The organism is Rhizobium cerradonense (genome assembly GCF_030182455.1).
Classification (GTDB): Bacteria; Pseudomonadota; Alphaproteobacteria; order Rhizobiales; family Rhizobiaceae; genus Rhizobium.
The window spans coordinates 36,324-56,291 of the sequence record NZ_JAQJCK010000003.1; the positions used below are offsets into that span (position 1 = coordinate 36,324).

Below are 19,968 nucleotides of genomic sequence, written 5' to 3' on the forward strand. Positions count from 1 at the left end.
AGCCATTTTCTGGCTTTGCCGCGACCATAGCACTCTCTCCGCCTCACCCTGAGGCGGGAGCGCAGCGAGCCTCGAAGGGCGAGGTGGCCCGGAGAGTTGACGTTATCGCTATTTCGTTGCGGGTCCCCGTCGCGACAAGGCAGGTAAGGCTTCGTAATTCAAGGCAATCAAGGCTTCCTTCTTCCGGCGCGACCAACCCTTGATCTGTCGTTCTCGCGCAATCGCATCGATGATCCGATCATAGACTTCATGAAACACCAATTCGACCGGCCGGCGTTTGGCGGTATAGCCATCGTAGATGCCCGCATTGTGCCCCCATACCCGCGCTTCGATCTCCTGTTTGGTGAGACCGGTATAATAGGAGCCATCACTGCAGCGAAGGATGTAGACGGTAGCTTCCATGACGAGCTTTCAAGCAGGGATGAATTTCTCTACCATTAAGTGTACTGAATGATCAATTCTTTTCCCTCATCCGCCCTCGTGGTTCGAGGGTCGCTTCGCTCCCGCCTCACCATGAGGGCTAATCTTTCCTGGCCTTCCAAAACTCGGCACAGAATCCCAAACTCGTTCCGATTTTGTCGAAGAAAGAGAAGGTTGAGATGAAGACTATGCGATCTCACTCCGCCCTCATGGTGAGGAGGCCCGCAGGGCGGTCTCGAACCACGAGGGTCGGCCCCCAAGTTCGTGTCGTCACTTCTCCAGCGCCGCCACCACTTCAACGTGTGAGCTCCACAGGAATTGGTCGATGGGCGTGACCCTTGTGATGCGGTAGCCGCTTTCAACCAGCAGGGCCAGATCGCGCGCGAGCGTCAGCGGGTTGCAGGAGACGGCGACGATTTTTTTGACGGCGGAGCGAGCCAGTTCCTTGCTCTGGAACTCCGCACCGGCGCGCGGCGGATCGAAGACGACGGCGTCGTAGGCTTTCAGTTCCTGCGCCATCAGCGGCCGGCGGAAAAGGTCGCGGCGTTCGATGGTTACGGGCTTCAGCCCCTGCGTGTTGCGCGCTGCGTAGTCGAGGGCGGCCAAAGGCTTGTCTTCGCCTTCGACGGCATGCACGCGGCCGATGCGCGCCAGACGCAGCGAGAATGTGCCGCTGCCGGCGAAGAGATCGGCGATGCGCTTCGCCTTGCCGACATGGGCAGCAACCAGCTCGGCCATAGCCTCTTCGGCCGGCTTTGTCGCCTGGGTGAAGGCGCCCGGCGGCGGCGAAACCTGCACGCCACCGAAATCGACCATCGGCTTCATCGGCTCAACCAGGATCTCGCCGTTCAGGGAGACGCGGGCGATACCGCGAAGGGCAAGCACGGTTTCGATGGCGCTGCGCCGCTGTTTGTCGGAGAGTTTCTTGACCTCATCGACAGCGATATCGAGGCCGGAGAGCGTCTCCAGAACGGAGATGCGAAATGCTTCCGCGCTGACAGCGAGAGCCGCGCCGACAGCCCTGATCGCCGGCAGTCGCGACATGATCCCGGCCGAGGCGATCGGACACTCCTGAATGGCGACGATATGGTGGCTTTCGGCCTGATTGAAGCCGATCAGCATGTCCTTCTCGGTCTTGCGTGCGGCAAAGACCACGCGCCGGCGCTCGCCCGGATGGGCGGCGATGAGCTCGTCCACCTCTGGCGTCAGCCCTTTGGAGCGCAATGCATCGATCACGAGCTGGCGCTTGAAGGCGCGATAGGGCGCATCGGCATAGTGCTGCAGCGTACAGCCGCCGCAAGTGCCATTGACGCCGTCGGGGCCGAAATGCCGACAGTGTGGCTCCTGCCGGTCGGGCGAGGCCGCCGCGATCGACATCAACGTTCCATGGCTCTTCACTCGCGCGATGGCAACCGTCTCGCCGGGCAGCGTGAAGGGTACGTAGATCGGCCCGTCGGCGCCTTGCGCGATGCCGTCGCCCTGGGCGCCGAGCTTCTGGATGGTCACGGTTTCGGTGCTCATGGCTTGATCCCTGCGAGAAGAAATTCCTGGTTGCCGTCGCCGCCCGCGATCGGCGAGGGGATGAGGCCGAGGCTGCGCCAGCCCATGTCCTCGATGAGCCAGCGTTCCAGCTCCGCCGCAACCGTTGGCGCGGAGGAGGGGTCCTTCAACAAGCCGGCCTTGCCGATCGCCTCGCGCCCGGCCTCGAATTGCGGCTTCACCAGCAGCGCGCAGCGCGAGCCTGGTTCTGCAAGGCTGAGAGCCGGCGCCAGCGCCAGCTTCAGTGAGATGAAGGAGACGTCGGAAACGATGAAAGTTACGGGCTCGCCAATGTCTTCGGCTGTCAGATTGCGGGCGTTAAGTCCCTCGATATTGGTCACGCGCGGATCCGCTGATATGCGCGGATGCATCTGCCCATGGCCGACATCGATAGCGGTGACATGAGCCGCACCTCGCTGCAGCAGCACTTCGGTGAAACCGCCGGTCGAGGCGCCGACGTCGAGACAGTGCTGCCCCTTCGGATCGAGTTGGAAATGATCCAGCGCGGCCACCAGTTTCAGCGCGGCCCGCGAAACATAGTCCTGAGCGGGATCATCGATCGCGATCTCCGCATCTTCCGTAAACAATGCGCCGGGCTTGCTCACTATCTTGCCGTCAACCGTCACCGTACCGCGCTGAATGGCGTCGCGCGCCCGCGAGCGGCTGGCGAAAAGCGAGAGGGAGACGAGAAGCTGGTCGAGGCGTTGCGGTTCGGACATGGGCTGTCCATGCCGGGCAATGGTCTGCGTTGCAAGCGTTTTGTGTTGATGGCGGCCAATGTCGGCGTTGACGCTATGCGGTATCTCGCCATAATCGCCGCAAACCGGCAGCAGATGGGGGCTCGAATGCGCGGGATTTGCGGCTATGCGACGGCTCTGGCGATGCTTGCCACGCCGGCCTTGGCGAATGATAGCATGGCGGAGCTGAAGACCGGCGGCCTCGCCTATGTCCGCACCGGCGATATCAGCATGGATGACGAAAAGCTCTTCATTTCTCCGACGGAGGTGAAGGTCGATTATATCTTTGAGAACACCTCGGATAAGGATGTCGAAAGCGTTGTCGCCTTCCCCATGCCGGATATCGAGGGCGTCCTCGACAGCACGGTCGCCATCGAGGACGCCGATGCCGACAATTTCCTCGATTTCACCGTCACGCAGGACGGCAACCCGATCACGCCGACTTTGCAGCAGAACGTGACAGTCTCCGGTATCGATCTGACGGCCGAGCTGAAGGCGCACAATATTCCGCTGCGACCGCTCGGCGCAGCCGCGTTCAACGCGGTTGCGAAGCTGCCGCCTGATGTGCTCGAGGACTGGAAGGCGCGCGGCCTCATTGCCGATGACGAATACGACAGTGACGGCCAGGGCATGAAGCATCACCCGACGCCGATGTGGATCCTGCACACGACCTATTGGTGGCGCACCAAATTTCCGGCCCGCGCCAAAATCAGTGTGCAGCACCGCTATAAGCCGAGTGTCGGCGGCACGGTCGCCATCACCTTTGCTGGCAACGAGGACTACGAGAAGGAGCAGCTCAAGATCTATCAGACCAAATATTGCGTGGACGACGCTTTCCTTAAAACCGCTACCAAACTATCCGCAGCCTCCGACAAGGGCGGCCGCGCCTATACCGAAAGCTGGATTTCCTACGTTTTGAGCACGGGCGCCAACTGGTCCGGTCCGATCAAGCATTTCCAGCTAACGGTCGATAAGGGCAGCCCGGATAACTACGTCAGCTTCTGCGGCAGCGGTGTCAAGAAGATCGGCCCCACGAGTTTTCAGATGACCGCAGAGGATTTTTCTCCTGAGCACGATCTCGATATTCTGATCCTCAATGCCGGATCTCAGAATTAGAGTATTGTTGCGCCTCTTGCACTGAGCAGAGTTAAATAATTTTAAAGCTGTAGCATCTAGTTATGCATGCGATTGCGATTGTCCTTTTCGGGGATAATCGCCTGCCATGACGGCTCCGCGCCTCTCGCGCCCAATCATGCCTCTTCCCAGAATTTTGGAGCATCCGGCTGCGCTCTCCCAGCGGGTTCGTCGATGTTCGCCAGGACCGGCGCTCAGGAGGCGCTTGCCCATGTTTGCGAAGAACCTTTCCTTGAATGGCAAACTCGCCATCACCTTTGCCGCACTTATCGCTATCTTCGCCTGCGTTTCCGCATTCGTTTACGCCAAGGAAGAAATATCGACCGCGGCCGCCGCCGAACAGGTCAAGTCACAGCAGCTCGTCAATCTGATCGACGATTCCCTGCAGGCCATGCTGGAACAGGCGGTCAACTTGCGCGGCTTCCTGCTGCTGCGCAGCAATAGCACCTATGGCGACGTTGGCACCAATCGCGATCGCATGCTGAAGAGCATGGCGGCCGCCAAGACGGTTGCCGCCGACGAGCCGGACCTGCTTGCCGCGATCGACGGCATGCAGAAGGCCGCGGATCTCTATTTCCATCAGCTCGCCGAGCCGCAGATGAAGGCGCGCAAGGAAACCGAGATGCCGCTCGACCAGATCGTCAAGATCGGCCAGAACGAGACGAAGGGTCAGCTCGACGGTTTCCGTGAGGCTGCAGCCAAGATCAAACAGGCTGCCCGCGCCAAGGCAGATGCCCAGTCGGCCATCCAGGATGATGCCAACAGCGAACTGCGTCTGACATTGATTGCCGGCGGTATCATTGCCTCGCTGGCCGCAGCCGTGCTTGCCTGGCTGCTCGCACGCACCATCGTTCGCCCGATCGTCGGCATGACTGCCGCCATGGCCCGCCTTGCCGGCGGTGAGCATAATATCGACGTGCCGGCCATCGGCCGGGGCGATGAAGTCGGCCGCATGGCTGACGCCGTCGTCGTCTTCAAGGAAGCGGCGATCGAGAAACTGCGTCTTGCCGGCGAGACCGACCGCATGCGCGGCGATGCCGAGCGTCAACGTCAGATGAACGACGAGCAGAAGGCGCGGGAAGAGGGCGAGATCCGCTTCGCGATGGAGGCGTTGGCCGGCGGGCTTGCCGCCCTGGCCTCCGGCAATGTCGCCGCGCGCCTCGAGCGTACCTTCGCACCGCAGCTCGACGGCGTCCGCGTCGACTTCAACAATGCCGTCGAAAAGCTGGAAGCCGCCCTGCAGTCGGTCGGCCACAATGCTTCGGCGATCAATGCCGGTGCCGGCGAAATTCGTTCGGCCGCCGACGATCTTGCCCGCCGCACCGAGCAGCAGGCGGCCGCCGTCGAAGAGACCGCAGCAGCCCTCGAAGAGGTGACGACGACGGTTCGCGATTCCGCCAAGCGCGCTGAAGATGTCGGCCATCTCGTCGAACGTGCCCGTCAGGGCGCTGAGAAGTCCGGCGATGTCGTGCGCAAGGCGGTCTCCGCCATGCAGCAGATCGAAAAGTCCTCGGGTGAGATCAGCAACATCATCAGCGTCATCGATGATATCGCCTTCCAGACCAACCTCCTGGCTCTGAATGCCGGTGTCGAAGCTGCCCGCGCCGGTGATGCCGGCAAGGGTTTCGCGGTCGTCGCCCAGGAAGTCCGCGAGCTGGCCCAGCGTTCCGCCAGCGCCGCCAAGGAGATCAAGGCACTGATCACCACCTCGAGCGATCAGGTCAACACCGGCGTGTCGCTGGTCGGCGAAACCGGCAAGGCGCTGGAACTGATCGTTTCCGAAGTGCAGGAGATCAACCGCCACGTCGGCGCCATCGTCATCGCCACCCGCGAACAGTCGACCGGCTTGCAGGAAATCAACACTGCCGTCAACAATATGGACCAGGGCACGCAGCAGAATGCCGCCATGGTCGAGGAACAGACGGCGGCGAGCCATGCACTCGCCCGCGAGGCAGCCTCCCTCAATGAGCTCCTGCACCAGTTCCGTCTGAGTGACATGCCCCGCGAATCCAAACGTCCTGCGGCCGTTACCGCCCAGTCACGACCGGCTGCTTCGCCTGCGAGGGCATTGGGCCGCACGGTTGCCAAGGCGTTTGGCGGCAAGGCCACCGCGGCGGCTGTTGCCCAGGATGAGTGGGAGGAGTTCTGAGGCTGGCGTCTTGATGACGCCGAACCTCTGATGCTCTTTCTGACGGGCATCGGAGGTCGGGGAGATCTGTCTCGCCTGTTTCGAGGCGAGACAGATATCAGTTAGCGGTAGCTGCCGAGGGTGGCTATGACCCTTGGCCAGTGCTACCGCGAAAGCGTTCCCTAGTACTTGGACGGAACGTAAAGCTCCGGCGGCAGCACCTTGCGCTCATAGTTGGGGTTGAAGACGCGCTCCGGCAGGGTGATGTCCTCGTGAGGCACGTCCTCATAGGGAATCTGCCTGAGCAGATGGTCGATGCAGTTCAGGCGGGCGCGCTTCTTGTCATTGCCTTCGACGATGTGCCAGGGCGCTTCCGGAATGTTCGTGCGCGCGAAGGTTTCTTCTTTCGCCTTCGTATAGGCTTCCCACCGCACGCGGGACTGCAGATCCATCGGCGAGAGCTTCCACTGCTTCAAGGGATCGTGGATGCGCACGAGGAAGCGAAGCTGCTGCTCCTCGTCGGTGATCGAAAACCAGTATTTGACAAGCCGAATCCCGGAGCGAACCAGCATGCGTTCGAACTCGGGTACGTCGTGAAAGAACTGTTCGACCTGATCTTCCGTCGCAAAGCCCATCACACGCTCGACACCGGAGCGATTGTACCAGGACCGGTCGAAGAGAACGATCTCGCCGCCCGCCGGCAGATGGGGCACATAGCGCTGGAAATACCATTGGGACTTTTCGCGGTCGGATGGCGCTGGCAGCGCCACGACCCTGGCAACGCGCGGGTTGAGCCTTTGGGTGATCCTCTTGATTGCCCCGCCTTTGCCCGCCGAGTCTCGGCCCTCGAAGATCACGACGACCTTCTCCTTGTGATAGGTCACCCAATCCTGGAGCTTGATCAGTTCGGCCTGTAGCGACAGCAGGGTGCGGAAGTAGTCGATACGCGGCATCGCAGCCGGATGTGCCTTCTGGTAAATCTTTCGGATCTCTTCGGAAAGAGCCGGTTCCGAGAGTTCCAACTCATAGTCTTCGTCTAGCGTATCGGCCAGTTCCGCTTCAAGCCAGTCGGAATACTGGTGCTCTTTGTCTGAATTGTTCAAGGTTCTCTCCGCTTCTCGATGGCAGCTAACGACAGCAGTCGATGCATGATCGCTCTTAAAAACGCGAACATGCCCGTTCCTGCATTGCTGCAAGTTCCGCTTTGTTCATGACAGTTAGATGACTGATTGCCGCAGGGCGAAGAGACGAAGCACGCCGCACTCAATTCTAATCAGCAAAAGCGGACTAGATGCCGTGGAGGCAAAGCCAGCGACCTTTCCACATTCAAATCAACGCGCTTCGCCCACAGGGCGACCACGCCTCAGGGCGCGCCTGTTAAAGTGCCGGAAGATCGACATCCGAACAAACGGTAGATCGATGGCGGGCCAAGCCGGATTTACCCGACGACCTCGATAATCCGGCTGCGGCCCAGCGCCTTGAACACCGTCTGCACGATGCCGGCCCGGTCGAGACCGGCTTTGGCATTCATGACTTCGGGCTTGGCTTGCTCCATCCAGATGTCGGGCATGACCAGCGTGCGGATCTTCAAACCATTGTCGAGCAGGCCTTCCGTGGCGAGGAATTGCATGACCTGGCTGCCGAAGCCGCCGACCGAGCCTTCCTCGATGGTGATCAGCACCTCATGATGGCTGGCAAGCTGGCGGATCAGATCGTGGTCGAGCGGTTTGGCGAAACGAGCATCGGCAACCGTTGTCGGCAGTCCGGCCGCATCGAGATCTTCGGCGGCGGCAAGGCTGTCGGCGAGCCGGGTGCCAAAGGATAGCAGCGCCACTTTCGAACCCTGCTTGACGATGCGGCCCTTGCCGATCTGAAGAATTTCGCCGCGTTCCGGCAAATCGACGCCAACGCCTTCGCCGCGCGGATAGCGGAAGGAGATCGGGCCAAGATCGTAGGCAGCAGCCGTGCGCACCATATGCTTCAGCTCCGCCTCGTCGGCGGCGGCCATGACCACGAAGCCGGGCAGGCTGGCGAGAAAGGCCGTGTCGAAGGAGCCGGCATGCGTCGGCCCGTCGGCGCCGACGAAGCCGGCGCGGTCGATCGGGAAGCGCACTGGTAGCCCCTGGATCGCGACATCGTGCACCACTTGGTCATAGGCGCGCTGCAGGAAGGTCGAATAGAGCGCCGCGAAGGGCTTAAAACCCTCGGCGGCCAGGCCGGCCGCAAACGTGACGGCATGCTGCTCGGCAATACCGACGTCGAAACAGCGGGCCGGGAAAAATTCCTGCAGCTTGTCGAGACCGGTGCCGTTCGGCATGGCGGCGGTGATGCCGACGATCTTTTCGTCCAGCATCGCTTCCTGCACGAGCGCATCGGCGAAGACGCTGGTATAGCTCGGTGCATTCGGCTTCACCTTGGCTTGCGCGCCGGTGATGACGTCGAACTTGTTGACGCCGTGATATTTGTCCGCCGCCGCTTCGGCAGGGGGATAGCCCTTGCCCTTTTGCGTCACGACATGGATCAGCACCGGGCCCTGAGCATGGTCCCGCACATTGCGCAGGACCGGAAGAAGATGGTCGAAGGAGTGACCGTCGATCGGGCCGATGTGGTAGAAACCCATCTCCTCGAACATCGTCCCGCCGGTGACATAGCCCCGCGCATGTTCGACGGCGCGGGTAATGGCGCGGTCGACATTCTTGCCCAGATAGGCGGTGAGCTTCTTGCCGAAATCACGAAAGCCCATATAGGTGCGGCCGGAGGCGAGGCGCGCGAGATAGGCGCTCATGGCTCCGGTCGGCGGGGCAATCGACATGTCGTTGTCGTTGAGAATGACGATCAGCCGCGCGTCGAGCGCGCCGGCATTGTTCAGTGCCTCATAGGCCATGCCGGCCGACATCGCGCCGTCGCCAATGACGGCAATGACGCGGCGGTCGGTATTGTCGAGTTCGGCGGCGACCGCCATGCCGAGACCGGCGGAAATCGATGTGGAGGAATGCGCTGCGCCGAAGGGATCATATTCGCTCTCTGCGCGGCGGGTGAAGCCGGAAAGTCCGTCCTCCTGGCGCAGCGTGCGGATGCGGTCGCGCCGGCCGGTCAGGATCTTGTGCGGATAACATTGATGACCAACGTCGAAAATCAGACGGTCGTTCGGCGTGTCGAAGACATTGTGGATGGCGATGGTGAGTTCCACGACGCCGAGGCCGGCGCCAAGATGTCCACCCGTGCGCGATACCGCATCGATCATCTCGTCGCGGAGCTCGCGGGCGAGTTGCGGCAAATCCCGGTCCTCCAGCTTTCGCAGGTCGGAAGGATAGTGGACCTGGTCCAGCAGGGGCGTCTCTGGCATATGTGTCAAGGCTGAAGCCTCTTTCTTACTATTCTTGGGCAGCGGCCCGCCTTTATCTCAAAAAAGATTGCGACAAAAGGCGACGAATTCAAGGAGTGCCTGAACAAGAAACATTTGGCATTGTTATGAACTCGTTAGCTTTCCGGCAAAGGAATAAACTCTTCCTCGTCTCCCGGCACGATATCGAAACGGCCGGTGCGCCATTCTTCCTTGGCTTTTTCGATGCGTTCCTTAGAAGAAGACACGAAATTCCACCAGATATAGCGCTTTGAATTGAGTGCCGCACCACCAAAAAGCATCAAATGACAGCCTTTTTCAGCCGCCTCCAGGGCAATCGCATCGCCGGGGCGGAAGACAAGGAGTTGATCCTGTTCGAAACGGTCGCCCGCAACAATGAGCGAGCCGGAGAGAATATAGACCGCACGTTCCTCATGCCCGGCGCCGAACGGAAACTTTGCGCCGGGCTGAAGCTGAAGATCGACATAGAGCGTGTCGGAAAAGACTTTGACCGGCGAGGTCACGCCCTCGAAGCTGCCGATGACCACGCGGCCCGTCGCTCCGCCGTCGTCGATCAGCGGCATGTCGCTCTTTTCGGTATGGGTAAAGGCCGGATCGATCTCTTCCTTGTCGTCCGGCAGGGCTAGCCACGTCTGCAGGCCGGACATCGCCAGCGGATGGCCGCGCAGATTGTCTGGCGTGCGCTCGGAATGCACGATACCGCGCCCGGCTGTCATCAGGTTGATATCGCCGGGGCGAATGACCTTTTCCGTCCCGAGGCTGTCCCTATGACGGATTTCGCCGTCGAAAAGATAGGTGACGGTCGAGAGGCCGATATGCGGATGCGGCCTGACATCCAGTGCTTCGCCCGGCCGCAGCACTGCGGGACCCATGCGGTCGAAAAAGATGAACGGTCCCACTAGCCGCCGCCGGCTGCTCGGAAGCGCACGACGGACGAAGAAGCCGCCGAGATCGCTGGTGCGGGGAATGATGAGATGCTCGATCGCGTCGCAGGCGAAGGCATCGCCGGGCAGCGGATCTTTTCCAGGGAAGAAGGACATGACGAGCGCTCCATTCGGTTGAAAGCCAACCTAACGGCAATAGGTCGGAAACTCAAATCTTGCGCGCGCGGGCCTCACTGTCCGTCCAGCGGCTCCGTGCCTTGGGGCTTGCCGGCGCGGTCGAGCCTGATCTTCTCGATGCGGTTCTCCGCTGCCGAGAGCAGAGCCTCGCAATGCTTCTTCAGCGCTTCGCCGCGCTCATAGATGGCGATGGATTCGTCGAGCGCGACGTCGCCGCGTTCCAGCCGCGCGACGATGCTTTCGAGCTCCGCCACAGCCTTTTCAAAGGAATAGCCGGACACATCCACTTTGGCGCTTTCGCTCATCATCAACCCTTCATCATGCGCAGAATATGCAGGCCTGCCGATTCGGCGAGGCCTTCCAGATCATAGCCGCCTTCGAGCAGGCTGACGACCCGGTTCTTGGCGCTGCGGTCGGCGGCTTCCAGAATGCGCCCGGTCGCCCAGTCGAAATCCTCGCCGGTGAGATTCAATTGTGCCAGGGGATCGCGATGATGGGCATCGAAGCCGGCCGAGATGAGGATGAGGTCGGGGCGAAAATCGTCGAGTGCCGGCAGCACGCGCGATTTGAAGGCCTCGCGGAAATGGTCGCCGCCGGTATTGGGCGAAAGCGGCGCGTTGACGATGGTATTATGCGTGCCGCGCTCGTCCTTCTTGCCGGTGCCGGGGTAAAGCGGCATTTGATGCGTGGAGCAGAAGAGCACCGAGGGATCGTCCCAGAAGATGTCCTGCGTGCCGTTGCCGTGATGCACGTCCCAGTCAACGATGGCGACGCGCTCGGCTCCATGGGCCTTCTGCGCATGGCGGGCGGCGATTGCCACGTTGTTGAAGAAGCAGAAGCCCATGGCCTTGGACTTCTCTGCGTGGTGGCCAGGGGGGCGGGCCGCGACAAAGACGTTGTCGGCCGCGCCGGAGAATACGTCGTCGACTGCCGCCATTGCGCCGCCGACGCCACGCAGGATCGCCTGCAGCGTCTTCGGGCTGGCATAGGTGTCGGCTTCGAGCTGGTTGATCTCGTCCTCGTCACCCCCGTCGGGGATCGAGCGCATCACAAAGGTGAGGTGCTCTTCCGGATGGGCAAGCAACACGGCGTCTTCATTGGCGATTGGCGCCTGGCGCCGGTCCAGTCGCTCGAAGTTCGGATGCTCCAGCGCGATATTCAAAGACCGCAACCGGTCAGGCCTCTCCGGATGACCCGGGGGGGTAAGATGTTCCAGAAAAATCGGGTGCTCGTAAAGACGTGTGCTCATGAAACCAATCTACAGACGGGATATGACATCTGCTACCGGACATGGGCAGTATCACCATAATGTCAACAATCCATCTTAACCACGTTGGGCTACCAACCGTTTACTTCTTGAGGCGCGATGTTAAGCTTTCATTAAGGTGCGAGCCGTCGGCCAGGGTTTTGCGTGATGATGAGTCTAGAACGATCCGATGTCATCGAAATGCGGGTACCGCCTCGCGATGTCGACAGGCAAGGGCAGATGTTCATCGCCTCCTACATCTCCCAGGCGGAAACGGCGCTGTCGAATTTTTGGCGCGCCCGGCCGCTGGTGAGCGACGAGCCGGTCTACATCGCCACTAAGGCTTCGTGCGCGCTGCACCGGGCGCTGCGTTATGACGATCTCGCCCGCTTTTCGGTCAGCGTCAACAAGATCGGCGGCAAGTCGATCGGCTTCATGGTCCTGGTCGAAACCGGCAATGAGGTGGCGGCGGAGGTGGAAATTCTCTGGCTCGCCGTGCGCGGCGAGGAACACGATCCTGTGCCGCTTCCGGAAGATACCCGCGACTGGCTCTACAAATACCTCGATTGACTTTTGGCTCAGCTTCGCTGCGGCAGCAGGGGGTAGCCAACCATGACGGCGCGGCCGACGAGGGCGGCGACGACAGCTTTGACGAGGTCACCCGGAACGAAGCCCATCGACCCCTTGAACGCGTTGGTGAAGCCGAGATTGGCCCCGATCGCGAGCCAGGCAATGCCGAAGGCGTAGAGAACCACGACGCCGCCGATCACTGAAGCGATGAAGAAGCCGATGCCCTGGGCAAGGGCCGTTTGCTCGGCCTTCACCAGCCGCTCGGAGAGATAGCCGGTGACATAGGCGGCGAAGATCCAGCCGATGAAGAAACCGGCCGTCGGACCGGCGAAGACGGCAAGGCCGCCGCGGCCGCCCGACAGCACCGGCAGGCCGATCGCCACCAGCACGACGACGATCAACACCGCGACGGCGCCGCGCTTTGCGCCGAGCACCACGCCCGCAAGCATCACGCCGAGCGACTGTGCCGTGATCGGCACCGGAATGATGCCGATCGAGATCGGCGGCAGCAGGCCGAGCGCTACGATGATGGCGGCAAAAAGCGCGGAGAGAACGAGGTCGCGGGTGGTCATGACGGCTCCAGTCGAAAACAGTGTCTTTTCAATGCCGCCGAATGCCCCTGGCGTCAATCGCGGCTGCGATATTATCGGCATCGCGCAGCGTCAGGATGATCAGCGGCACCAGCGCTGTTGTCATGCGGATTTTGATCCCGCGAGCTTCATGCGCCTCGCGGATGGCACGGTAACGGTCGAGAATTTCCGGAACGAAGCGCACGACGAGGCCGACCGAAAGACCGATATCGGCCGCCTTCAGGAGGCCGACCTTTTCCAATGGCACGGCAAGCGCCGTGATCTCGTCAATGAAAGCAGCGATCGACGTCGTCGCCGTCACCACGGCCGCGAAAAGCGTGAGCGCGGTCAGCCGCAACACGGTGACAGCAGCGACATGGACGGGATTGAAGATCAGGCTGAACAGCGCCACGACGATAATGGTGAGAACGACCGGCCGCAGCCGTTTCAACGCTTCGCTCACGGGCAAGCCAGTGCTGAAATAGAGGAGGGCGCCGATGGCAACGGCGAGGCCAAGCAGTGCGAGGTTGTCCGTCAGGAACAACAGGATGCCGAGGGCCGCCAGCGCGCCAAGCTTCAGACGCGGCGTCAGCCGGTGCATCCAGGTACTGGCGTCGACGTGCAGCGTCTGCATCAGGCAGCCAACTCCCTGTAGCGGGCGATTGCCTCCGTCGGTGGCGCATCCGCGATTAATCGAGCTTGATCGAACAGCAGCACCCGATCGAAATCCTCTATCAGTGGCAGGTCATGGCTGATGACGATGACATGTTCCGGCAGCCCGGCAATGGTTTCCTGAACCAGCGCCCTGTTCCGGAGGTCGAGCTGATTGGTCGGTTCGTCGAGAATGAGGATGTCGGGTCCGGTGACGAGCACGGAGCAGAGAGCGGCCATCTGCAGCTCGCCGCCGGAAAGTTCATGTGCGCGCCGCTCCGCCAGATGGCGGACGCTGAACCGGTCGAGAATGCCGTCCACCGCCGCCTCGATCTCGCTCTTGCCGAGGCCGCGCGCCTTGAGGCCGAAGGCGATATCGTCGCGGATGATCGGCAGGATGATCTGATTCTGCGGCGACTGGAAGATATAGCCGACCTTGCCGAGCACGGACTTGGCGTCGGTCACGGTGTCGAGCCCATTGACGGTGACCCGGCCGGTCGTAGGCTTGGCAAGCCCGTTGATCAGCCGCGCAAATGTCGTCTTGCCGGAACCGTTGAGCCCGATCACACCGACGCGCCGCTCGCTCAGCGTCAAGCTGAGCGGCGAAAGCGCAAGCCGCGGGCCGAAATTGACGCCGGCATTGTCGAAACGGATATCCAAGCTGCTGGCCCTGTTCCATCGTGATATCGCGGTCCTATAGCCCATCATAACGAATTATCAAATCAACGCCGTTTGAAAGCATGGGAATTAATGCCTATGATCTGAGCATGACGAATCTGCTTTCAAACCGAGATGCCCGCCGCGTCTTCCTCGCCAAGCAGGGGCTTTCCAATCCGCCGAACCGTGCCCTGACCAAGGCCGGGCTGCTGCAGTTGATCCACGATATCGGCTTCGTGCAGGTCGATAGCATCTCGACGGTCGAGCGGGCGCATCACCAGATTCTGTTTTCCCGCAACCAGACCTATCGGCGCGAACATCTGACGGAACTGCTCGAAAAGGACGGCGCGCTGTTCGAAAACTGGACGCATGATGCCTCCATCCTGCCCAGCGCCTTCTTCGTCTATTGGAAGCACCGGTTTCGCCGCGAGGAGCTGGCGATCGTCGAGCGCTGGCGCAAATGGCGGGGCGAGGGGTTCGAAGCCGCCTTCGAGGAGACCTACGAGCGCGTCCTGAAAAACGGCGCCATTACCGCCCGTGAGATCAAGGACGAGAACCATACCTCCGGCGGCTGGTGGAACTGGCATCCGAACAAGACCGCGCTCGAATATTTCTGGCGTACCGGCAAATTCGCCATCGCCGGCCGCACCAATTTCCAAAAGGTCTACGATCTCGTCGAGCGCGTACTGCCGGAAAATTTCCACACGCCCGAAGTCGGCCACGACGAATTCGTCGACTGGGCTTGCCGCAGCGCTTTGCAACGCCTTGGGTTTGCCACGTCAGGCGAAATCGCCGCCTTCTGGGACTTGGTGACGCCGCAGGAAGCGAAGACCTGGGTCGACACGCATCGCGCGGAACTCGCCGAAATATTGATCGAGCCCGCCATGGACGGCAAACCGCGCCCTTCCTTCGGCTTTGCCGATTTCCCAGCTACGCTCGACAGCTTCCCCGAAGCTCCCGCCCGGATGCGCGTCCTCAGCCCCTTCGATCCGACGATACGCGACCGCAACCGCACCGAACGCCTGTTCGGCTTCTTCTACCGGATCGAGGTCTTCGTGCCGGAGCCGAAGCGTGAATATGGCTATTACGTTTTCCCGCTCCTGGAAGGAGACCGGCTGATCGGCCGGATCGATATGAAAGCCGACCGCAAGGCGGGCACGCTGGACGTCAAACGCCTGTGGCTGGAACCAAGTGTCCGGGCATCCGCCGGACGGCTGGAAAAGTTGGAAGCGGAATTGGAGCGGGTGGCGCGTTTTGCCGGGGTGGAGAAGGTGGTGTTTCTGGAGGGGTGGCGGGGATAAATTGCCTGTTCTTCCGTCCTGATTTCCCGCTGGTTTCCGAGAGGACTGCGTAGGCCAAACTGCACTTGAACCTTGGGGCAGAGATCACATGAGCAGCATTTATGTATTCGATGGGCATAATGATGCGGTTCAGTTCATGGTGGATTATAAATCTACCGGCCGGGATTTTATGGTCCGATCGGAGATGGGGCATCTTGATCTTCCGCGAGCGCGTGAAGGCCGCTTGGCTGGCGGATTGTTTGCAATGCATGCCTCTCCAGAACACGAGCCGGTGGATGACCTTACTATCACTCGTGATGGATACGAAGTTCGTTATGCCGATGCCGTCCATCCGGACTATGCCCGTGGACAAATCGATGGCCAGCTTTCCGCGATGAGGGGTTTGATCGAACGCTCCAACGGCCAGATCCGCCTCGCCACAAGCGTGAATGATATTCGGACTGCCCAGATGGACGCCGCCTTTGCCGTCGTGCTTCATATAGAGGGGGCAGAGGCCATCGGCCCTGATTTCGGATATCTGGATGCCCTATATGACGCGGGCCTCCGATCTCTCGGCATCGTTTGGAGCCGTCCGAATATTTTTGGCTATGGCGTCCCGTTCGCTTATCCGAGGTCTCCCGATACTGGGCCGGGGCTTACGGATTTAGGCAAGAGCCTGGTCAAAAGATGCAATGCTCTCGGAATAATGATCGATGTTTCCCATCTGAACGAGCGTGGGTTTTGGGACGTGGCCGCCCTGAGCACCGCTCCGCTTGTCGCCACGCATGCCTGCGCTCACGCCCTATGCCCATCGACCCGAAACCTAACCGATCGGCAGTTAGATGCCATTCGCGATACTGACGGGGTCATCGGATTGAACCTGGCCGTCAACGACATTCGCCCCGATGGCCACCTTGAAGACGACACGCCTCTCGACCTTGTTGTTCGTCATTTCGACTATCTCATAGGTCGCGTCGGAGCGGATAGGGTCGCTCTCGGATCAGATTTTGATGGCGCGGTCATGCCCCGCCAAATCAAGGATGCAAGCGGCCTGCCACATCTCATAGACGCCATGCGCAAAAATGAATTCGATGAGTTGACCCTGCGAAAATTCGCCTATGACAATTGGCTTCGCGTGTTCGGCCTGACTTGGAGATAGCTGACTACGGTTATTCAAGAATGCTGACCCATTAACAAGATCAGCAAATCTCCGTCCGGGCGATCTCGATGCCGAACCCTTCCAGGCCGACATAGTGCCGTTCGCGGCTGGTGAGCAGTTTGATCGAGCTGACGCCGAGATCTTTCAGAATCTGCGCGCCGAGGCCGATTTCCAGCCATTCGCTGTCGCGGGCCTGGGCCTCGGCATGGGTCTCGTGGCCGGCCTGGCGGGATTTGCGACCATTGTCGATATGGCCGACGCCAACGGAACCTTCGCGGAGATAAACGATGATGCCGCGGCCTTCATCAGCGATCTTCTTCATGTAGAAATCGACCGGACGGCGCTTTCCGAACAGGTCTTCGGCCACATTTTCCGGATGCAGGCGCACCGGAATGTCGATGCCGTCGCGGATGTCGCCAAAGACGACTGCGAGATGCTGCATCGGGTCCCAGGGTAGCGAATAGGTGTGAGCGCGCGCCTTGCCGAACGGCGTTTCGATATCGAAGCTGGCGCCGAGTTCGATCAGCGTTTCCTTGCGCTGGCGATAGGCGATGAGGTCGGCGACGGAGATGAGCTTCAGCTCGTTCCGCTCGGCAAATTCCACCACCTGCTGGCCGCGCGTCACCGTGCCGTCGTCATTGACGAGCTCGCTGATGACGCCGATCGGCGGCAGGCCGGCGAGCTTGCAGAGGTCTACGGCGGCTTCCGTATGGCCAGAGCGCATCAGCACCCCACCTTCCCGCGAGACCAGCGGGAAGATATGGCCGGGTCGGAGGAAATCGGTCGGGCCGACATTCGGATTGGCGAGATTGCGCACCGTCAGCGTGCGGTCGTCGGCGGAAATGCCCGTCGTCGTGCCGTGCTTGAAGTCGACGGAAACGGTAAATGCGGTTGTATGCGCGGAATCGTTTTCCGCCACCATGGCATTGAGGTTCAGGCGCTTGGCCTCCTCGCGCGGCATCGGCGTGCAGACGATCCCCGACGTATGGCGGACGATGAAGGCCATCTTCTCGGGCGTGCAATGGACGGCGGCAACGATCAGGTCGCCTTCATTCTCGCGGTCGTTATCGTCCATGACGACGACGATCTCGCCGGCCTCGAAGGCTCGGAGGGCTTCCACCACGCGCTTCTGATCATAGGGCATGAAAACGTCCTTATTTCAGCCGGCCGGTCTGGCCGCGATCCCTAAGGTAATGATCGGCTATGGCGCAGGCAACCATCGCCTCGCCGATCGGCACGGCGCGAATGCCGACGCAAGGGTCATGGCGGCCCTTGGTGCGGACATCGACATTGTTGCCGTCGGCATCGATCGATCGGCGCTCGGTCAGGATCGACGAGGTCGGCTTGATGGCGAAGCGGGCGATGACCGGCTCGCCGGTGGAAATGCCGCCCAATATGCCGCCGGCATGGTTGGATAGGAAGATGCGGTTGCCGTCATTGCCCATGCGCATTTCGTCGGCGTTTTCCTCGCCGCTCATTTCGGCAGCAGCAAAGCCATTGCCGATCTCGACGCCCTTGACGGCGTTGATCGACATCAGCAGCGAGGCGATATCCTGATCGAGCTTGCTGTAGATCGGTGCGCCAAGACCGGCGGGCACGCCTTCGGCAATGACTTCGACAACGGCGCCGATCGAGGAGCCGGCCTTGCGGATGCCGTCGAGATATTCCTCCCAGACCGGCACGATTTCCGGATCCGGCGAGAAGAACGGGTTCTGATCGACCTGTGCCCAGTCCCAATTGGCGCGATTTATCTTGTGCTTTCCGATTTGTACCAGCGCGCCGCGCACGGTAACGCCGGGCACGACGAGGCGGGCAATACCGCCGGCGGCGACACGCGCCGCGGTCTCGCGGGCCGACGAACGGCCGCCACCGCGATAGTCGCGAATGCCGTATTTGACGTCATAGGTATAGTCGGCATGGCCGGGGCGATAACGCCGCGCGATCTCGCCGTAATCCTTGGAACGCTGGTCGGTGTTTTCGATCAGCATCGAGATCGGCGTGCCCGTCGAAATCATCGTCTCGCCGTCTTCATCCAGCATCACGCCGGACAGTACCTTGACGAGATCATCTTCGCGGCGCTGCGTCACGAAGCGCGACTGTCCCGGCTTGCGCTTGTCGAGCCAGACCTGAATGTCCTCAAGCTTGAAACGGAGCCCCGGGGGGCAGCCGTCGACGACGCAGCCAAGCGCCGGCCCGTGGCTTTCGCCCCAGGTGGTGACGCGGAAGAGATGACCGAATGTATTGTGCGACATGGGAAACGACCGGATTACTGTGGCCCGGCGGCGGCCGCGCCTTTGTCTCTTGGAATTGCGGCACACTCATAGGCCAAAAAGCTGCCGAGGCAAATCTTTCTTTCCGTGATGGATCCCGCACGGCGAGAACCCGCAAACGCTCGATATGGTAAACGAAGATTAATCCATGCTGTGGATCGTGAAAACACATTCATCAATTAGGCGACGAAAGCCATTGTTGCGGGCAACTTCCGCCATATTCAAAGCGTTACCTTGGAACGATCAAATTTAGCACTGATAATGAATCAAAAGGGTACTCCCGATGCGCTTCTTTGTTGCGACGCTCCTGGCCACGGCAAGTCTCCTCGCCCCCGTCGCCGGCTTTGCCGAAAGCGCTGACGTCGAGGCCACGATCAAGAAGGTCGATGAGAAGAATTTCAGCATTACGCTGGACGACGGCAAGAATTATCAGGCGCCGCAGGATTTCGATTTCACGGGTCTGAAGGCCGGCGTCAAAGTGGTCGTCTTCTATACCGAGGTCGACGGCAAGCGCGTCATCAACGATCTCGATATCGTGCAGTAGGGAACGGGGATTATTCCTTTAGCCGGCGGCGTTAGATCCAGCCGATGATGTTCAACTGCGTATCGACCTTCAAAATGCGATCCTGCGGGATTTCCGCTTCAGCGGCATCTTCTTTCGAGACATCGGCGATCAACCGGAACAGCGAGCGGATGACGCCGCCGTGGGTGACGCAGACGGTGGGCCGATCGACCGAAGTCAGCCAGGAGCCGACGCGCCAGGAGAGAATCTCATAGCTCTCCGCATCCTCGCCGGGCGGGATGAAGTCCCATTTGCCGGCATTGCGCTCGGCAAGACGTTCGGCCTCGGTCGCCTTCAATTCTTTTAGGGTGAAACCTTCCCAGGCTCCGAAGGAGACTTCTACGAGCCGTTCGTCGGTGCGATAGTCCTTCGGCGGTAGCCCCATGGCTTCGCGCGCGATCTCCATGGTTTCGCGGGTGCGCCTTAGCGGGCTTGCGACAAAGTCGAAAGGCTGATTTTCAAAGGCGAGAATTTCGCCGAGCTCAACACCATTCTGCCGCGCCTGCGCGCGGCCGATGGCGTTGAGATCGATATCCTTCTGTCCCTGCAGCCGGCGCTCGGCATTCCAGTCCGTCTGACCGTGGCGTATCACATAAAGAGGCGGCACGGTTCAGACTTCCT

General features: G+C 60.8%; 20 protein-coding genes. 6 read left to right on the plus strand and 14 right to left on the minus strand.

Annotated elements, in window-relative coordinates; translation table 11 throughout:
- Positions 1 to 108: 108 nt before the first annotated feature.
- From PH547_RS07705 to PH547_RS07715, 3 genes are all read right to left on the minus strand, one after another.
- The gene (locus PH547_RS07705; protein WP_285167920.1) at positions 109 to 402 is read right to left on the minus strand and encodes a GIY-YIG nuclease family protein; all 294 of its coding nucleotides are present in this window, start codon (positions 400 to 402) and stop codon (positions 109 to 111) included.
- Positions 403 to 690: 288 nt separating this feature from the next.
- Positions 691 to 1,941, minus strand: coding sequence for a class I SAM-dependent RNA methyltransferase (locus tag PH547_RS07710; protein ID WP_285167922.1), 1,251 nt, complete (start codon positions 1,939 to 1,941; stop codon positions 691 to 693).
- Positions 1,938 to 2,678 (minus strand): TlyA family RNA methyltransferase, encoded by a 741-nt coding sequence (locus tag PH547_RS07715; protein ID WP_285167924.1) that lies wholly within the window; start codon positions 2,676 to 2,678, stop codon positions 1,938 to 1,940. The genes PH547_RS07710 and PH547_RS07715 overlap by 4 nt, the downstream gene beginning before the upstream one ends.
- A gap of 126 nt (positions 2,679 to 2,804) precedes the next feature.
- Between PH547_RS07715 and PH547_RS07720 the strand changes: the two genes are divergently transcribed.
- Complete coding sequence (locus PH547_RS07720) at positions 2,805 to 3,812, plus strand: DUF4424 domain-containing protein (protein WP_285168198.1); 1,008 nt, start codon at positions 2,805 to 2,807, stop codon at positions 3,810 to 3,812.
- Positions 3,813 to 4,041: 229 nt separating this feature from the next.
- Positions 4,042 to 5,979 (plus strand): methyl-accepting chemotaxis protein, encoded by a 1,938-nt coding sequence (locus tag PH547_RS07725; protein ID WP_104822206.1) that lies wholly within the window; start codon positions 4,042 to 4,044, stop codon positions 5,977 to 5,979.
- Between the two features lie 161 nt (positions 5,980 to 6,140).
- Here PH547_RS07725 and ppk2 read toward each other — a convergent pair whose 3' ends face one another.
- The 5 genes from ppk2 to PH547_RS07750 all read right to left on the minus strand — a co-directional run bounded on the left by ppk2 (position 6,141) and on the right by PH547_RS07750 (position 11,632).
- Positions 6,141 to 7,061: a polyphosphate kinase 2 gene (gene ppk2, locus PH547_RS07730; protein ID WP_104822207.1), complete on the minus strand. Its 921-nt coding sequence runs from the start codon at positions 7,059 to 7,061 to the stop codon at positions 6,141 to 6,143.
- Between the two features lie 335 nt (positions 7,062 to 7,396).
- Positions 7,397 to 9,313, minus strand: coding sequence for a 1-deoxy-D-xylulose-5-phosphate synthase (gene dxs, locus PH547_RS07735; protein WP_104822208.1), 1,917 nt, complete (start codon positions 9,311 to 9,313; stop codon positions 7,397 to 7,399).
- Positions 9,314 to 9,438: 125 nt separating this feature from the next.
- Positions 9,439 to 10,362, minus strand: a complete 924-nt coding sequence (locus PH547_RS07740) for a pirin family protein (protein WP_104822209.1) — start codon at positions 10,360 to 10,362, stop codon at positions 9,439 to 9,441.
- Positions 10,363 to 10,436: 74 nt separating this feature from the next.
- Positions 10,437 to 10,688 carry an exodeoxyribonuclease VII small subunit gene (locus PH547_RS07745; RefSeq protein WP_104825003.1) on the minus strand — a complete coding sequence of 84 codons (252 nt, stop codon included), beginning with the start codon at positions 10,686 to 10,688 and terminating at the stop codon, positions 10,437 to 10,439.
- 2 nt (positions 10,689 to 10,690) lie between these two features.
- Entirely contained in the window at positions 10,691 to 11,632 is a 942-nt protein-coding gene (locus tag PH547_RS07750; protein ID WP_104822210.1) for a histone deacetylase family protein, read from the minus strand.
- 165 nt (positions 11,633 to 11,797) lie between these two features.
- Here PH547_RS07750 and PH547_RS07755 point away from each other — a divergent pair, with 165 nt between their 5' ends.
- A complete protein-coding gene (locus PH547_RS07755) occupies positions 11,798 to 12,199 on the plus strand; it encodes an acyl-CoA thioesterase (RefSeq protein ID WP_104822211.1) in 402 nt (133 codons plus the stop codon).
- An 8-nt stretch (positions 12,200 to 12,207) separates the two neighbouring features.
- On the opposite strand, the gene PH547_RS07760 is transcribed toward PH547_RS07755, so the two are convergent.
- Genes PH547_RS07760 through PH547_RS07770 form a run of 3 tightly spaced genes read right to left on the minus strand, consistent with a single transcriptional unit; the run spans position 12,208 to position 14,079 of the window.
- Positions 12,208 to 12,771, minus strand: coding sequence for a biotin transporter BioY (locus PH547_RS07760; RefSeq protein WP_104822212.1), 564 nt, complete (start codon positions 12,769 to 12,771; stop codon positions 12,208 to 12,210).
- A gap of 28 nt (positions 12,772 to 12,799) precedes the next feature.
- Positions 12,800 to 13,402, minus strand: a complete 603-nt coding sequence (locus PH547_RS07765; protein WP_104822213.1) for an energy-coupling factor transporter transmembrane component T family protein — start codon at positions 13,400 to 13,402, stop codon at positions 12,800 to 12,802.
- A complete protein-coding gene (locus tag PH547_RS07770) occupies positions 13,402 to 14,079 on the minus strand; it encodes an energy-coupling factor ABC transporter ATP-binding protein (protein ID WP_285167926.1) in 678 nt (225 codons plus the stop codon). Before PH547_RS07770 ends, PH547_RS07765 begins: the two co-directional genes overlap by 1 nt.
- Positions 14,080 to 14,186: 107 nt before the next feature.
- Between PH547_RS07770 and PH547_RS07775 the strand changes: the two genes are divergently transcribed.
- Together PH547_RS07775 and PH547_RS07780 are read left to right on the plus strand one after the other, a co-directional pair.
- Positions 14,187 to 15,377, plus strand: coding sequence for a winged helix-turn-helix domain-containing protein (locus tag PH547_RS07775; protein ID WP_104825004.1), 1,191 nt, complete (start codon positions 14,187 to 14,189; stop codon positions 15,375 to 15,377).
- An 88-nt stretch (positions 15,378 to 15,465) separates the two neighbouring features.
- Positions 15,466 to 16,515 carry a dipeptidase gene (locus PH547_RS07780; protein WP_104822215.1) on the plus strand — a complete coding sequence of 350 codons (1,050 nt, stop codon included), beginning with the start codon at positions 15,466 to 15,468 and terminating at the stop codon, positions 16,513 to 16,515.
- 40 nt (positions 16,516 to 16,555) lie between these two features.
- On the opposite strand, the gene ribB is transcribed toward PH547_RS07780, so the two are convergent.
- Both ribB and aroC read right to left on the minus strand, forming a co-directional pair.
- Positions 16,556 to 17,659, minus strand: a complete 1,104-nt coding sequence (ribB, locus tag PH547_RS07785; protein ID WP_104822216.1) for a 3,4-dihydroxy-2-butanone-4-phosphate synthase — start codon at positions 17,657 to 17,659, stop codon at positions 16,556 to 16,558.
- A 10-nt stretch (positions 17,660 to 17,669) separates the two neighbouring features.
- Positions 17,670 to 18,767 carry a chorismate synthase gene (aroC, locus tag PH547_RS07790; protein ID WP_104822217.1) on the minus strand — a complete coding sequence of 366 codons (1,098 nt, stop codon included), beginning with the start codon at positions 18,765 to 18,767 and terminating at the stop codon, positions 17,670 to 17,672.
- A gap of 301 nt (positions 18,768 to 19,068) precedes the next feature.
- On the opposite strand from aroC, the gene PH547_RS07795 reads away from it, so the two are divergent.
- Positions 19,069 to 19,329: a DUF1344 domain-containing protein gene (locus tag PH547_RS07795; RefSeq protein WP_104822218.1), complete on the plus strand. Its 261-nt coding sequence runs from the start codon at positions 19,069 to 19,071 to the stop codon at positions 19,327 to 19,329.
- 31 nt (positions 19,330 to 19,360) lie between these two features.
- Here the strand turns inward: PH547_RS07795 and PH547_RS07800 are convergent, their stop codons facing one another.
- Positions 19,361 to 19,954: a histidine phosphatase family protein gene (locus PH547_RS07800; protein WP_285167928.1), complete on the minus strand. Its 594-nt coding sequence runs from the start codon at positions 19,952 to 19,954 to the stop codon at positions 19,361 to 19,363.
- Between the last annotated feature and the right edge of the window lie 14 nt (positions 19,955 to 19,968).